The following is a 14508-nucleotide window of genomic DNA, read 5'->3' on the forward strand; positions in this document are numbered from 1 at the left end:
CGCGTTTTATCCGGCCTACGACCCTACCCCTGCCCTCTCTCAAACCGGGAGAGGGAAATATAAAAAACCCTCCCCCAAAGGATTTCGTGTTACAGGAAGGCGGCAAGCGAGCACACCCTCAGCAGCATAGTTCAAGTTCACTATGTGGCTGGGGCGCGCGAGTGCGGCCAACGCGCCTGTAGCGCGAAAGACGCAGGGGGACCTCTGGAGAGCTCTGTGATGAATGACCAAATTTATCAGCGGATAGAAGACAGTGCGCGTTTCAGGGAATTAGTTGAAAAACGGCAACGGTTTGCCACGATTCTGTCGGTTATCATGCTGGCGGTTTATATCAGCTTTATTTTACTGATCGCCTTCGCGCCTGGCTGGCTGGGCACGCCTCTACATGCGGGAACCAGCGTCACCCGAGGAATTCCCATTGGCGTCGGGGTGATTGTGATTTCTTTTGTGTTGACCGGAATTTATATCTGGCGGGCGAATGGCGAATTCGATCGTCTTAATAACGCCGTACTGCATGAGGTGAAAGCATTATGAAGAGAGTTCTGACGGCGCTCGCCGCCGCACTCCCCTTCGCCGCTCATGCGGCGGATGCCATTAGCGGCGCGGTTGAACGCCAGCCCACCAACTGGCAGGCGATTATCATGTTTTTGATTTTCGTCGTGTTTACGCTCGGTATTACCTACTGGGCCTCTAAACGCGTACGTTCCCGTAGCGACTACTACACCGCAGGCGGCAATATCACCGGATTCCAGAACGGCCTGGCGATTGCCGGCGACTATATGTCCGCCGCGTCATTTCTCGGCATTTCCGCGCTGGTGTTTACCTCCGGTTATGACGGGCTGATCTATTCGCTGGGCTTTCTTGTCGGCTGGCCAATCATCCTGTTTTTGATTGCCGAGCGCCTGCGTAATCTGGGACGTTATACTTTTGCTGACGTTGCCTCTTATCGCCTGAAACAGGGGCCAATCCGTATTCTTTCGGCCTGTGGCTCCCTGGTAGTGGTGGCGCTTTATCTCATCGCCCAAATGGTCGGCGCCGGTAAACTGATTGAACTGCTGTTCGGCCTCAACTATCACATCGCCGTGGTGCTGGTCGGCGTGCTGATGATGATGTACGTGCTGTTCGGCGGGATGCTGGCGACAACGTGGGTGCAAATTATCAAAGCCGTCCTGTTGCTGTTTGGCGCCAGTTTTATGGCCTTTATGGTGATGAAACACGTCGGCTTTAGCTTCAATAATCTGTTTACCGAAGCCATGGCGGTACACCCGAAAGGCACGGCGATTATGAGCCCAGGAGGGTTGGTGCAAGATCCGATTTCGGCGTTGTCGTTGGGTCTGGGACTGATGTTTGGTACGGCAGGCTTGCCGCACATCCTGATGCGCTTCTTCACTGTTAGCGATGCTCGTGAAGCACGTAAGAGCGTGTTCTACGCCACCGGTTTTATGGGTTATTTCTACATCCTGACCTTTATTATCGGCTTCGGCGCTATCATGCTGGTGGGGGCAAATCCCGCCTATAAAGATGCCGCGGGCGCGCTGATTGGCGGCAATAACATGGCGGCGGTACATCTGGCCAACGCAGTAGGCGGTAACCTGTTCCTCGGCTTTATTTCGGCAGTGGCGTTTGCCACCATTCTGGCGGTGGTCGCCGGTCTGACGCTGGCTGGCGCATCGGCGGTGTCGCATGATTTGTACGCCAACGTGTTCCGCAAAGGCGCAACCGAACGTGAAGAGCTGAAGGTGTCGAAAATCACCGTCCTGGTGCTGGGCGTGATCGCCATTATCCTCGGCGTCCTGTTTGAAAATCAGAACATCGCCTTTATGGTGGGCCTGGCGTTTGCTATCGCCGCGAGCTGCAACTTCCCCATCATTCTGCTTTCCATGTACTGGTCAAAACTGACCACGCGCGGCGCTATGCTGGGCGGCTGGTTAGGTTTACTGACAGCGGTGGTGCTGATGATTCTTGGCCCTACCATTTGGGTGCAGATCCTCGGCCACGAAAAAGCGATCTTCCCGTATGAGTATCCGGCGCTGTTCTCTATCAGCGTGGCGTTCCTGGGGATCTGGTTCTTCTCGGCCACCGATAACTCGGCAGAAGGCAACCGTGAACGTGAGCAGTTCCGCGCTCAGTTTATCCGCTCCCAAACGGGATTCGGCGTACAACAAGGGCGTGCGCATTAATCTTACCGTTTCCTCCGGCCCTGTGGGTCGGAGGAAAATCAGAACATCACCCTCGCCACCAGCGGGGCTGCCAGCACCATCACCACGCCGGACAGCATCATGACCAGACTGGCGACGACGCCCTCCTGCTGACCAAGTTCATAGGAACGCGCCGTGCCCGCCCCATGTGACGCCGCGCCGAATCCTGCCCCTTTTGCCATGCCTTCCCGGATAGAGAGACGCAAAAATAGCGCGTCGCCGACCGCCATGCCAAACACGCCAGTGACGACCACGAACAGCGCCACCAGATCTGGCTGCCCGCCCAGGGGTTCTGCCGCCGCCAGCGCAAATGGAGTGGTAACGGAACGTACCGCCAGACTACGCTGAATCTCATCCGATAACGTGAACAGACGCGCCAGCCAAACGGAACTGGTGACCGCCACCACCGTCGCCGTCACTACGCCCGCGGTGAGCGACATCCAGTGACGTTTGATAATCGCGAGGTTATCGTACACCGGCACCGCAAAGGCAATGGTCGCCGGGCCGAGCAGCCACAATAGCCAGTGCGATTCACCAATATAGTTTTGCCAGGAGATATGACCGAACACCAGCATTAACACCAGCAGTGCCGGCGTCAACACTAATGGCATCAACGGCAGTTTGCGAAAACGGCGATACAGACGCTTATTGGCGAAGTAAATTCCCAGCGTAATCACCAGGCACAGTACGCTTAACTGAACGTTATTCACGGTTTAGCCTGCTCATCTCATAGCGATACACTTTATCCACCACCCACGCCGTCGCACCGAGTACCATTAAGGTACTGATCGCTATCACCGAGAAGATGCGCCAGCCGTCCACCAGTAACAGATGGGCATAGTTCACTACCGCCACGACGGCGGGAACAAAGAATAACAGCATCTCCGCCAGCAGCCAGCGTGCGCCTGCGCGTACCCAGCTAAGCGGAATAATCCGGCAAACGATCAGCGCCAGCATAAGCACCATGCCGACCAGATTCGCGGGCAACGGCAGGTGTAGCCAGGAGACAAGATATTGGGAAAAAATGAATAAACCTGCATAGAGCAGTACCTGAACCGGTACCTGGAGTCGTTGCACAACGGCAGGCGTAACGCGGCTTATCGCCACAGCCATGAGGGAATGTCCTGAAAAATAATACGGAGCGCCAGTATAGAGAACCTCCGTCACGGGCAGAAATGAATTAAAATCATTGCAGGCATAGTCGGAAGGAATAATCATGGATATCAGAACGCTGCGTTATTTTGTCGAGGTGGTGCGCCAGCAAAGTTTCACCCGCGCAGCGGAGAAGTTATTTGTCACCCAGCCCACCATTAGCAAGATGCTGAAAAATCTTGAAGATGAGCTTAACTGTACGCTACTGATCCGCGACGGACGTAAGTTATTGCTGACCGATACCGGACGCGTGGTGTTTGAACGCGGTCTGGCGATCCTCGCTGAGTTTCGCCAGTTAGAGGCCGAGTTGAGCGATATTAACCATCTCAATAAGGGCGTGCTGCGGCTGGGTATCCCCCCGATGGTCGGCATGTTGATGGCCGGGCCAATCAGTTTGTTTCGACAACGCTACCCAGGCGTTGAACTCAAAATTTCGGAGTTTGGCGGCCTGACGGTACAGCAGGCGGTAATGAATGGCGAGCTGGACGTTGCGATGACCGCGCTCCCGGTGGAAGAAGCGAGCGGGCTAACGACATTATCGCTGTTCAGTCATCCGCTGTGCGTGCTGGTTCCCCGTTCAGGTCAGTGGACAACCTGCGACTCCATCGCGCCTGAAGCTCTGGCGGAGCATCCTCTTCTTATCTATAACGAAGACTTTGCCCTGAGCCGCCAGTTGATGACCTTATTTAGCCAGCATGACGTAAAACCACGGATTGCCGTGCGCAGCGGTCAATGGGATTTTCTCGCCGCTATGGTGCAAGCGGGCGTCGGCATCGCCATTTTGCCGGAACCGATTTGTCAGCGTCTGGATAAGGCCACACTGCGCTGGCTACCGCTGGAAAGCGATCTCCGCTGGCAGTTGGGCATGATTTGGCGCGAGGGCGTGTATCTGTCGCACAGTGCCCGGGCATGGTTAACCTGTTGCGAAGGGTTTTGGCTGAAACAACCGTAAACCATGGGTTAAAACCCTTGCCGGATGGCGGCGCAAGCACCTTATCCGGCCTACTTGTAGGCCCGGTAAGCATGGCGCCACCGGGCCACAAGGACTACTGATTTTCTATCAGTAGCGCTTCCATCAAATCCAGGTCGTGCAGCAGCTTTTGCAATGTTTCATTGCTGATTTCTCGCGTGGCGCGCAGATGATACAACTCGGCGCGTTCGGAACGCAGCGCCGCCAGACGGAAACGTCGCTCCAGGTTTTCTTCCTGTATGGAGCTTTCGACATCGTTTCGCCCATCGGCACGGCGACGCAAGTTACCAATGACACGCGAGCTTACTTCAGTAAGCAACTGATTATCGATGTTTTCTTCGGTATCCGCCGCCAGACGCTCTTCCATTTTCTGAATGGCGACAATCGCCACTTCCGCCGTCGCCGCGCGGGCGATACGCTCCTCTTTCAACTGTTGCGCATGATCGGCGACTTCCAGATGTTGCAACAGCAGCGGCAGCATGATCACGCCGACAAATAACGAGAACAGAATGACGCCAGCCGCCAGGAATACCAGTTCATAACGCGCCGGAAATCCGCTGCCATCCGGCAAAAGTAACGGTATAGAGAGCACACCAGCCAGGGTGATCGCCCCACGAACGCCAGCGAAGGAAGCAATCAGAATTTCACGCGACGTCCAGCTGGCGAACTCCATCGGTTTCTTCTTCAAAAAGCGCAGGCTGAACTTTTTCATGGTCCACAGCCAGCCGAAGCGAACCAGCATCAATGCTGCATAAATCAGCACGATATCGGTAAAGAGCATCCAGGTTTCGACATTCGGGTCAGCTTCCGCCGCCGCCAGCGAAGATTCCAGAATACCCGGCAATTGCAGTCCCAACAGCAGAAAGACCATACCGTTAAAGACAAATTCCAGCATCGCCCAGGTACTGTTCGCGCGCAAACGCATTGCCAGCGGCGCGCGGCGCATTACGCCAGAACGGGTGATGGTCATCCCGGCGGCAACCGCGGCCAGGATGCCTGAGACGCCAATATGTTCGGCAATCAGGTAAGACGCGAAGGGCAGCAGAAACAGCAGGACAATTTGCGTCGCGGGCTCATCGCCGCCCCAGCGGCTCAAAAAACGCAGCGAGCGGCCATACAGCCAACTGACCACAAAACCCGCCAGAATACCGCCGATAGCGACCTTAAAAAATTCCAGCGTCGCGCCGCCGACGGTAAAGACCATCGTCCCCATCGCCACCGCGACGGCGAATTTCAGCGATACCAGACCGGAGGCGTCGTTCATTAACGCCTCTCCCTGCAGAATGCCCATGATTTTTTTCGGGATGCGCCCCTCGCCCACAATTCCGGAGAGCGCTACCGCATCGGTCGGCGACAGCACGGCGGCCAGCGCAAAGGCGGGGATCAGCGGAATGCCGGGCACCAGCCAATAAATCAGGAAGCCGATTCCCACGACCGTTACCAGGACCAGCGCCAGCGCCAGCCCGAAAATCTCTCGTCCATGCTCAAGAAATTCACGGGTCGGCGTCTTCCAGCCATCCGCAAACAGCAGCGGCGGAATAAACAGCACCAGGAAGAGTTCCGGGTCGAATTCCACATGCAAACCAAACGTCGGCCACGCCAACAGCGCGCCAATGGCGATCTGCATAAGGGGTAAAGGAAGCTGGAAGGGTAATACACGCGTAAATACCCCCGACAGCGAGACCACAAGGGTCATGATGAGTATTGTGAAGAAAATTTCCATGCGTTCCCTGTTTGCGATGTTTTTTATGATGGAGAAAGGCATCATGCCTCGGTTTCACCTTCTTCAGATTAACGCAAAAGGTAACGTGATGTGTCCTGAAAATGAAAACGGGCGACCAACGCCGCCCGTTTTTCAGAATGAAGGCAGAACTAGATAGCCCAGCCGCCGGCATAAAAAGCGACCAGCGCGATCGCAATGACGACAGTTCCGATATTCAGCTTACGCCATTCGCCGGAAACCAGACGCCCGACGACCAGTGTGGCAAAGCCGATCATAATCCCGGTGACGATGTTACAGGTCAGTACAATAAATACGGCCGTTACCAGCCCCGCCATCGCATCGACGAAATCAGCAAAATCGATTTTCGCCACGTTACTCAGCATCAGCAGACCGACATACATGAGCGCCGGGGCAGTTGCGTAGACGGGAACGAGATAAGAGAGCGGCGAAAGAAACAGGATCAGCAAAAACAGCACGCCCACGGTAATCGCCGTCAGGCCCGTTTTACCGCCCGCCGCCGTACCGGCCGCAGACTCGATATACACCGCGGCTGGCGCCGCCCCGACCAGGCCGGAGAAAACGCTACTCAGGGAGTCGGTGGTTAGCGCTTTGCCGCCATCGATAATTTGTCCGTCTTTGTCCAGCAGGTTAGCCTGCCCTGCGACCGCACGGATCGTTCCGGTCGCATCAAACACCGCCGTCATCACCAGCGCCAGTACGCTTGGCAGAACGACAGGGTTTAACGCGCCCATAATATCCAGGCTGCCGATCAGTGAGTTGCCGTTTTCATCGCTCAACGAAGGCATGGCGAAAATGCCGGAAAAATGGACGTTAGGATCGAAGAGCAAACCCACAATAGAAATGCCAATAATGGTCAACAGAATGCCGCCGGGGACTTTCAGCTTTTCCAGACCGAGAATAACAGCCAGACCCACAAGCGACATAATCACCGGGAAGGTATCGAAATCGCCCAGCGCGACCGGCAGGCCATCCAGCGGGTTTTTAATGACCAGGCCGACGCCGTTGGCGGCAATCAGCAACAAAAACAGGCCAATACCGATACCGGTTCCGTGGGCCACGCCCTGCGGCAAGTTACGCAAAATCCAGCTACGAATGCCGGTAGCGGAGATAATGGTAAACAGTACGCCCATCAGGAATACGGCGCCAAGCGCGACCGGGACGCTAATATGCTGCCCCAGGACCAGGCTAAACGCGGTAAACGCCGTCAACGAGATAGCGCAACCGATAGCCAGCGGCAGATTCGCCCATAGCCCCATAACAATAGAGCCGACGCCTGCGACCAGGCAGGTCGCTACAAAGACGGCGGCAGGCGGGAACCCGGCTTTACCCAGCATCCCTGGCACCACGATGACGGAGTAAACCATCGCGAGAAACGTGGTTAAGCCAGCAACGACTTCCTGGCGAACGGTGCTCCCGCGTTGTGAAATTTTAAACCAGGCGTCGAGTGAACCGCCGGTACGCGCTGAAGGCGTAGACATAGAAAACATCCCCTGAGAATTTATTATTCGTCGGTATACGTGGGAGGTAATCCACTAACAGCGCAACGTTATCTCCTTGTGCTACATTTACGACAACCGGGGCGCCGCAAAAAAGCAAACGTTTAGCTCCACGTATACAAAACGGGTGGCAAAAAAAAGCAAACGATTATCCAGCGATCATCAACGCTTTTTCAACTGAACTTTGCCGCTTTTTATGCTTTTCTGCTTAATATGCTCAATAAATCGCCAGACGATGCGCAAACGTTATCGTCCCTGCGCAATCCAGCAACAATTTTTCGCATCGCTGTTAGCAAATACGTTGCGCAATCTGCTCACAAAAACGCCATTATCCGCCGGGAATGGTAAACGGACCGCCCTGCTGAATCGCTCGCTGCCAGGCTGGACGCATTTCTACCCGCGCTTTCCATGCGTTGATATGGTCGAGATGAGCGATTCCGCCTCGGGCAAGCAGCGCAAATAGCGGGAAGCTCATCTGGATATCCGCCATACTTAACTGCTCTCCGGCAAACCAGGGGTGATTTGCCAGATGCCCGTCAATAAAGCGCGCATGGGTTTCCAGTTGCGGATTGAGGTACGTTTTTTGCGCGCCCTTACCGATAACGCCGCCCAACGTTCGCAGGCCCAATGGTACCGGCGGTTTACCCAGAGAGGTAAAGAGCAGTCTCATCAATAGCAAGGGCATGAGCGAACCTTCAGCGTAATGTAGCCAGAATCGATAGTGTTGTTTTCCCTGCGCATCCGCAGGCTTAAAGCGTCCGATACTGTCGTAAGTGTCCTGCAAATATTCCAGGATGGCGCCCGATTCCGCAATAACCATACCGTGATCTTCGATAACCGGAGACTTGCCCAGCGGATGCACTTTTTTCAATGCCGGCGGCGCCAGCATGGTCTTTTCACGCTGGTAACGCACAATCTGGTAAGGCAACGCCAGCTCTTCCAGCGCCCAGAGGATACGCTGCGAACGAGACTGATTTAAATGGTGCACCGTCAGCATGGCTGTCTCCTGTAAGGTATGCCAACTAACTATAGAAAATTATGGCAGTTGCCGTAAAAATTTCGGCTAAAAAATCAGCATTTCGCTGGCGAACAGGGCGTCGTCGCTTACACTTACAGTATCAACACAAACCGGAACCTCCACCACGTGCTCGATATGAGGGGTGTTGACGTCGGGGGAAACCCTCCTGTAATCAGCGGGATAGAGCGAAAGACAAAGACCGGAAACAAACTAAAGCGCCCTTAGCGGCGCTTTAGTTTTAGGTGAACTCAGCCCGATGGCCGAGTGCATGTTAATCATCTTCAAGCAGCCGGGCACCCGTCCCGTGTTCGCCGAGCCTGTCGCCTGGATTTCGCAGCGGACAGTCGCTACGCGATAAACAGCCGCAGCCGATACAACCGTCCAGCTCATCGCGCAACGCCACCAGCGTATGAATACGTCGGTCTAACTCTTCGCGCCACTGCGAGGAGAGCTGCTTCCACTCTTTCGCGCTTAACGTATGTCCTTCCGGCAAGATACCAAACGCGTCGCCGATAGTTGCCAGCGGGATGCCGATACGCTGGGCGATCTTGATAATCGCGACATAACGCAACACGTCACGCTTGTATCGCCGTTGGTTACCGCTATTACGGATACTGGTAATTAGCCCTTTGCTTTCATAGAAGTGCAGGGCGGACACAGCAACACCGCTACGTTTCGCAACTTCCCCCGGCGTCAGTAAGGCTTTTAAACGGGGAGATTTTTTTTCCATAAATCGCTTTACCTCAAGTTAACTTGAGGAATTATACTCGCCCGCAGACAAAACGACGAATCGAATACTGTTTAAGAGGCAACAATATGTCGCATCAGCAGATAATTCAGACCCTTATCGAATGGATTGATGAACATATCGACCAACCGCTAAACATTGATGTGGTGGCAAAAAAATCGGGCTACTCCAAGTGGTATTTGCAGCGGATGTTTCGTACGGTAACGCATCAAACATTAGGCGAGTATATTCGCCAGCGCCGTCTCCTGTTGGCGGCCGTTGAGCTACGAACGACCGAGCGCCCGATTTTTGATATCGCGATGGACCTGGGCTATGTATCGCAGCAAACCTTCTCGCGTGTATTCCGCCGCGAGTTCGATCGCACTCCCAGCGATTACCGTCACCGCCTGTAGGGCGTCTGCCCGCGTATCGTCAGAGGCGCGGGCGTTTGTTGTAGCCAGGCGATGAATTCCTGCGGCGGTAACGCCTTCGCAAAGTGCCATCCCTGACAATACTGAACGCCGCGTTTTAGCAACCAGCTAACCTGTTCAGCCGTTTCAACCCCCTCCGCAATGATTTTTAGCCGCAAACTTTGCGCCATTTCAATAATATGTTCCACAATCAAATGGCTGGCGCTATTAGTGGTTAGCGTGTCGACAAAAGATTTATCAATTTTTAAAAGGTCGACATTTAATGAGTACAGGTTATGCAAGTTCGAATAGCCGGTACCAAAGTCATCAATTGCCACCTCGTATCCCGCCTGGCGAAACGCCTGAATAATCGGCGTCATTTTAGGCACATCAATAAATCCGCGCTCAGTCACTTCAACCTTTATCTGTTGCGCAAGCACTGAATGCTGACGCGTTTTTTCATGAATCATCACAATTAGTCGGGAAGAGAGAAAATCGGCGGCAGAGAGATTGATAGAGACATAAAGATGCGGGTGCGCGGCCAGAAAACCACCTAAATCATTAAATACCTCTTCGACGACATAATCGGTGATCTGCTCAATCATCCCCTCTTTTTCCGCCAGCGGAATAAATTCGCACGGGCTCATCACCGGACCGTGATAGCCCGGCCAACGCAATAGCGCTTCGGCACCTACACATGTCCCGTTTCGGATATCAATGATCGGCTGATAATGAAGGCAAAGCTGGTGCCTGGTAATGGCCCGTTGCAGCAATCGACGCGGTGAGTAATATGCCTGCCGGGATCGTGACCACATAAATAAGATGATAATGCTACAGATGATCCCTAACGGTAGCGTTAACGTAAGCTGATGAAAGAGGTTCTGGTAAAAGCGTTGCTTTGAGGTTGAAACAATCGCGGCAACCGGTCGTTTTGCTGATTTTACCAGAGTATAAAAACGCTCACCCTGTTGGAACACAGGTTCACTCCGTCGTACCAAAGGTAATAGCTGATCAGCCTGCGCCTGTTCACTCAGGGAGAAAAAGGTGTTGGTCACCGTATCATACATTCCCCAGGCCAACGCCGGATCGTCTGACATCACCTCGCTATAAGATAAGGGATTGATAACCGCGACATAGTTTCCCCGCTGCATATATGTCATTTTATAACCGTTGAAAAAAGGCGTATCACGATAGTAATAAATAGCGATGTCAGGCTTTCGTTTATAGTCAGCGCGGGGAATAAAATAAGGACTTGTTGGCGTCATAACCGTAGAGCATAGAAAGCGCTGGCCCTTAGCATAAATCAACTCATTAATGTACAAACGACCGCGGATAATATTCAGCATTCGCTGTTGATGGGCTGGCGTACAGGCTTGCCCCTGATATTGTTCAGCGGCATCGCGGGCTAAATCTGCTTGCAGGATAACCCGCTCCGTTTTATCTAATACCAACTGCGCAAATGAATGTAACTGATTTCTGGTTTCAGAGACTGCCCGGATATGAGCAAACCAGATCGCCAGCAATACAGGAAGTAACACCACAATGATCGTTCCGAGAAATCTCAACACCTTGCGTCGTGTGCTTTGACTCATTTTCAGCCTATTTCCCTGCATTATTTGTGACTATTGTTGGCAAAATAAGACGTGAACCAAACGGAGGTTTACGGTGCATGAATTTATCAATATTAGCAACAGACTTTTACCGATCAACATTTACCATTAATAACTACGCGCAATCTCTTTCGCATACCAGGCAGGACACTAAATATTTTTGATAATATCAGATTTATACCTAAGTAAACGATGGGGTATACATCTTTACTCCTTTCTTTTGATAAATAACTTGATATTTTTATCAGGTCTGAATTTCACGAAAAAAATAAAAGGGTAGTAATAATACATCTTTGCTTTCCGGCAGTTTCTCTACGGACGCGTAGAAGTCACACAAAAAATACGGTTATAAAACGCACAAAAAATACATTGCCGATCTGGCGAGCAAGCTTGTTTTTGTGATATAGTTCACAAAAACAATGAAATAGAAACAATGTTTCATTCGATGTTGATGTAACGTCCGTTGATAGCCAGAATGTCCCACGTTTCCCGGGAACAACGCCGAGCTGTCCTGGACAAAGGTCTATTCAGAGGAAATGTTTCATGGCTGCCATAACCACTGGTGTCGTTCTTCTCCGCTGGCAACTGCTGAGCGCCGTGCTCATGTTTTTAGCCAGCACGCTCAATATCCGTTTCCGTAAATCAGATTATGTTGGTCTGGCGGTGATCAGTAGCGGTCTGGGCGTGGTATCCGCCTGCTGGTTTGCCACCGGCTTACTCGGTATTACCATGATGGATCTCGCTGCGATCTGGCATAACATTGAAGCCGTAATGGTCGAAACGATGAGCCAGACCCCGCCAGAATGGCCGATGGTGCTGACCTGATACGCTATCGCTGCCGCTGAAGCCGCCCACCGGTTATCTCAACGCGGAATCGCGCGCCAGGGGTAGCCTTGCGAACCATCACGTCCCTCGCATTGCCGTTGATGAGGGCCGCCAGGTGTGGTTATCCAAAAATGGCAAGTGGAATAGCCCTAACAGAATCGAGCTAAACTTATTGAAGACATTGCCGACTTGTTAAATGACAAAAAAGACCCGTTTGTGCAACGGGTCTTTTTTATTAAGCAGTACCACCTGATAACAGCGACAAGCGCTGCTTATTTTACATTAATAATTTATCCGGAGAACAATCACGGATTATTTTTCCACCTTTCATTACCAGAACCCGGTCAAAATACTTTATCAGATATCGACGATGCGTCACCATGATCAACGTTTTCCCATGAATAAACTCATCTAAGTTATCAAAAATTTGCTTCTCGGTATTCTCATCCAGATTTGATGTTGGTTCATCCCATAAAAAGACGCTGGCGTTACTGCTCAGACTACGTGCTAATAATAACTGCTGCTGCTGTCCGGATGACAGGTTTTTAGCCATAAAATTCACCGGAAACTTCAGCCCCATAGGATGTTGCAAGATAAAACCACAGTTCGCCAGATGAAGCGCCTTGAGTACCCGGCCCCTGTCGTTTTGCGGTTTTAACGCGAAATTACTTTCAATGGTTCCGGTGAATAAAACATCATGTGTCGTCACCACACTTAAATGCTGAGAAAAAAAGTTCTGCGATAAATGTCCTAAGTTATATCCATCATATAAGATGGCACCGTCTGTTGGCGAAAGGTAGCCAGATAGCATTCCCAGTAATGAGCTTTTTCCTGCTCCGCATTCGCCTACCACCGCGACACGTTGCCCCGCAGGTATGTCTATAGACAGTCGGTTAATAATCATCGGAGATTGAGCATCATACTGATAACTCACGCCCCGGATAGAGATATCGCCATTGCACTTTGATATGGACTGTAATGCCGGTGTTTTTTCTGCCTGATCTTCATCAAAAAAAGAAAGCAGATCCTTACCGGTTTTTTCTGCTGATAAAATAGAGATTAATGTAGAAGAAAAATTCGAAATGATCCCGGAGATACGACCAGAGACAATGACAGATGAAACAATTGCGCCAGTGGTAACATCCCCCTTAATTACCATAAAAAAGGCTATTACCATAATGGTTATTTGGGTAATAGATGACATACTACCCAATATAGATTGATAGATAAGATTTAATTTCCTTATCTTCAGGTTAAGATACGACTGTTCATTTGATGTATTAACCCAATCAAAAAGTAAACCTTGATTATTTAAGGTATGGATCATTTTAATAGATAAGAAAACTTCTGAGATAAAAATATTCCTGTTCTTCTGTCCTTCTTTTTGTTTGTTCATTAACTCATTAGTATAATGGTGGTTAACGATGGAAATAATAATAGAGACGATAAACATGGTAACAGGTACAATAACGACCAGACCTAAATTTACATATATAACAATGAGAAATATAATAAATATTGGAATATCGGCTATACGTTGAAAGATCGAGTTTAATAAAACGGGTTTAATTTTCTGAAACTCATTCCATAGCACAAATGCTGATGACATGGATCTGCCATTTTTCTTTTTACTATAAAGTACCGCTTCAAGAAATGCGATATCAATATCGACGTCATCCTGCCTTGCTGTGATAGACTGATAAATATCTTTCGAAGTACGAAGGATAAACTCAAAAACAATAAATACAGCAACAATTATAGCCACGCCAAATAACGATGAAACCGAAGCGCTTGGAACAAGCTTATCATAGAACAGATTACTAAATACTGGGATAGTTAACGCAAAAATTGCCATAAAAAGAGATGAAAAGAAGTATTTAGTATAAAAAATTTTGTTCATCGATAAAGAGTTTTTTATGATATTTTTTACTCTTATACTATCAACAACTTTATTTAAAGGTAGTATACTAAATGCAGATAACTCTTTTAAATATTCATCTTCAATTTCAACATAACAGAGTTCACCGCGCGCGTTTACCAACTTTATTTTTTGCCCGCCGCTCACACACACCATCCACTTCATTTCTGGTGTTAATAGTAAAATCGGCATAGGCTCATTTAGTAAATCCTCACCATTATTAAATAATATATCCTGTAGAGAAAGCCCTAACGACAAAAAGAAATTCTTCATTTGTATAGAGTCATCAGTGTTATTTCTGTCGTACTTTTTAAATCTTAAATTTATATCATCCTCTTTGATGTCAATTTTTATGTTGAATTTTTTAGACACTATAGATAATGCCGTTTCCGCACTTAAATAATAAGGTTCTAGTTTTTTATCCATAAGTAAACCCCCTC

13 protein-coding genes are annotated in these 14508 nt (G+C 50.5%); 5 read left to right on the forward strand and 8 right to left on the reverse strand.

Annotated features, from left to right (window positions below):
* Positions 1-219 precede the first annotated feature (219 nt).
* Positions 220-534: a DUF485 domain-containing protein gene (locus tag HU143_RS20680; protein ID WP_000999620.1), complete on the forward strand. Its 315-nt coding sequence runs from the start codon at positions 220-222 to the stop codon at positions 532-534.
* On the forward strand, positions 531-2180 hold the full coding sequence (gene actP / locus HU143_RS20685; protein ID WP_000832536.1) for a cation/acetate symporter ActP: 1650 nt from the start codon (positions 531-533) through the stop codon (positions 2178-2180). The genes HU143_RS20680 and actP overlap by 4 nt, the downstream gene beginning before the upstream one ends.
* A 38-nt stretch (positions 2181-2218) precedes the next feature.
* Here the strand turns inward: actP and HU143_RS20690 are convergent, their stop codons facing one another.
* The gene (locus tag HU143_RS20690; RefSeq protein WP_001067096.1) at positions 2219-2908 is read right to left on the reverse strand and encodes an LrgB family protein; all 690 of its coding nucleotides are present in this window, start codon (positions 2906-2908) and stop codon (positions 2219-2221) included.
* A complete protein-coding gene (locus HU143_RS20695) occupies positions 2901-3311 on the reverse strand; it encodes a CidA/LrgA family protein (protein WP_000257347.1) in 411 nt (136 codons plus the stop codon). Before HU143_RS20695 ends, HU143_RS20690 begins: the two co-directional genes overlap by 8 nt.
* A gap of 103 nt (positions 3312-3414) precedes the next feature.
* Between HU143_RS20695 and HU143_RS20700 the strand changes: the two genes are divergently transcribed.
* Entirely contained in the window at positions 3415-4302 is an 888-nt protein-coding gene (locus tag HU143_RS20700) for a LysR family transcriptional regulator (RefSeq protein ID WP_000354962.1), read from the forward strand.
* 94 nt (positions 4303-4396) lie between these two features.
* On the opposite strand, the gene HU143_RS20705 is transcribed toward HU143_RS20700, so the two are convergent.
* From HU143_RS20705 to soxR, 4 genes are all read right to left on the reverse strand, one after another.
* Complete coding sequence (locus tag HU143_RS20705; RefSeq protein WP_000402189.1) at positions 4397-6043, reverse strand: Na+/H+ antiporter; 1647 nt, start codon at positions 6041-6043, stop codon at positions 4397-4399.
* Between the two features lie 149 nt (positions 6044-6192).
* Positions 6193-7542 (reverse strand): guanine/hypoxanthine transporter GhxP, encoded by a 1350-nt coding sequence (gene ghxP / locus HU143_RS20710; protein WP_023227579.1) that lies wholly within the window; start codon positions 7540-7542, stop codon positions 6193-6195.
* Between the two features lie 346 nt (positions 7543-7888).
* Positions 7889-8557: a glutathione S-transferase family protein gene (locus HU143_RS20715; protein ID WP_000958578.1), complete on the reverse strand. Its 669-nt coding sequence runs from the start codon at positions 8555-8557 to the stop codon at positions 7889-7891.
* 292 nt (positions 8558-8849) lie between these two features.
* Positions 8850-9308, reverse strand: a complete 459-nt coding sequence (soxR, locus tag HU143_RS20720; protein ID WP_000412686.1) for a redox-sensitive transcriptional activator SoxR — start codon at positions 9306-9308, stop codon at positions 8850-8852.
* Between the two features lie 86 nt (positions 9309-9394).
* Between soxR and soxS the strand changes: the two genes are divergently transcribed.
* A complete protein-coding gene (soxS, locus tag HU143_RS20725) occupies positions 9395-9718 on the forward strand; it encodes a superoxide response transcriptional regulator SoxS (protein ID WP_000019483.1) in 324 nt (107 codons plus the stop codon).
* Here the strand turns inward: soxS and HU143_RS20730 are convergent.
* Entirely contained in the window at positions 9706-11307 is a 1602-nt protein-coding gene (locus HU143_RS20730; RefSeq protein ID WP_000083650.1) for an EAL domain-containing protein, read from the reverse strand. The two genes, soxS and HU143_RS20730, sit on opposite strands and share 13 nt — an antisense overlap.
* A gap of 561 nt (positions 11308-11868) precedes the next feature.
* Here HU143_RS20730 and HU143_RS20735 point away from each other — a divergent pair.
* Positions 11869-12150 carry a YjcB family protein gene (locus HU143_RS20735; protein WP_023227580.1) on the forward strand — a complete coding sequence of 94 codons (282 nt, stop codon included), beginning with the start codon at positions 11869-11871 and terminating at the stop codon, positions 12148-12150.
* Positions 12151-12427: 277 nt separating this feature from the next.
* On the opposite strand, the gene siiF is transcribed toward HU143_RS20735, so the two are convergent.
* Positions 12428-14494: an SPI-4 type I secretion system protein SiiF gene (gene siiF, locus HU143_RS20740; protein ID WP_000358571.1), complete on the reverse strand. Its 2067-nt coding sequence runs from the start codon at positions 14492-14494 to the stop codon at positions 12428-12430.
* Positions 14495-14508: the final 14 nt, after the last annotated feature.

It is taken from the genome of Salmonella sp. SJTUF14076 (assembly GCF_015534835.1).
Lineage (GTDB): Bacteria > Pseudomonadota > Gammaproteobacteria > Enterobacterales > Enterobacteriaceae > Salmonella > Salmonella enterica.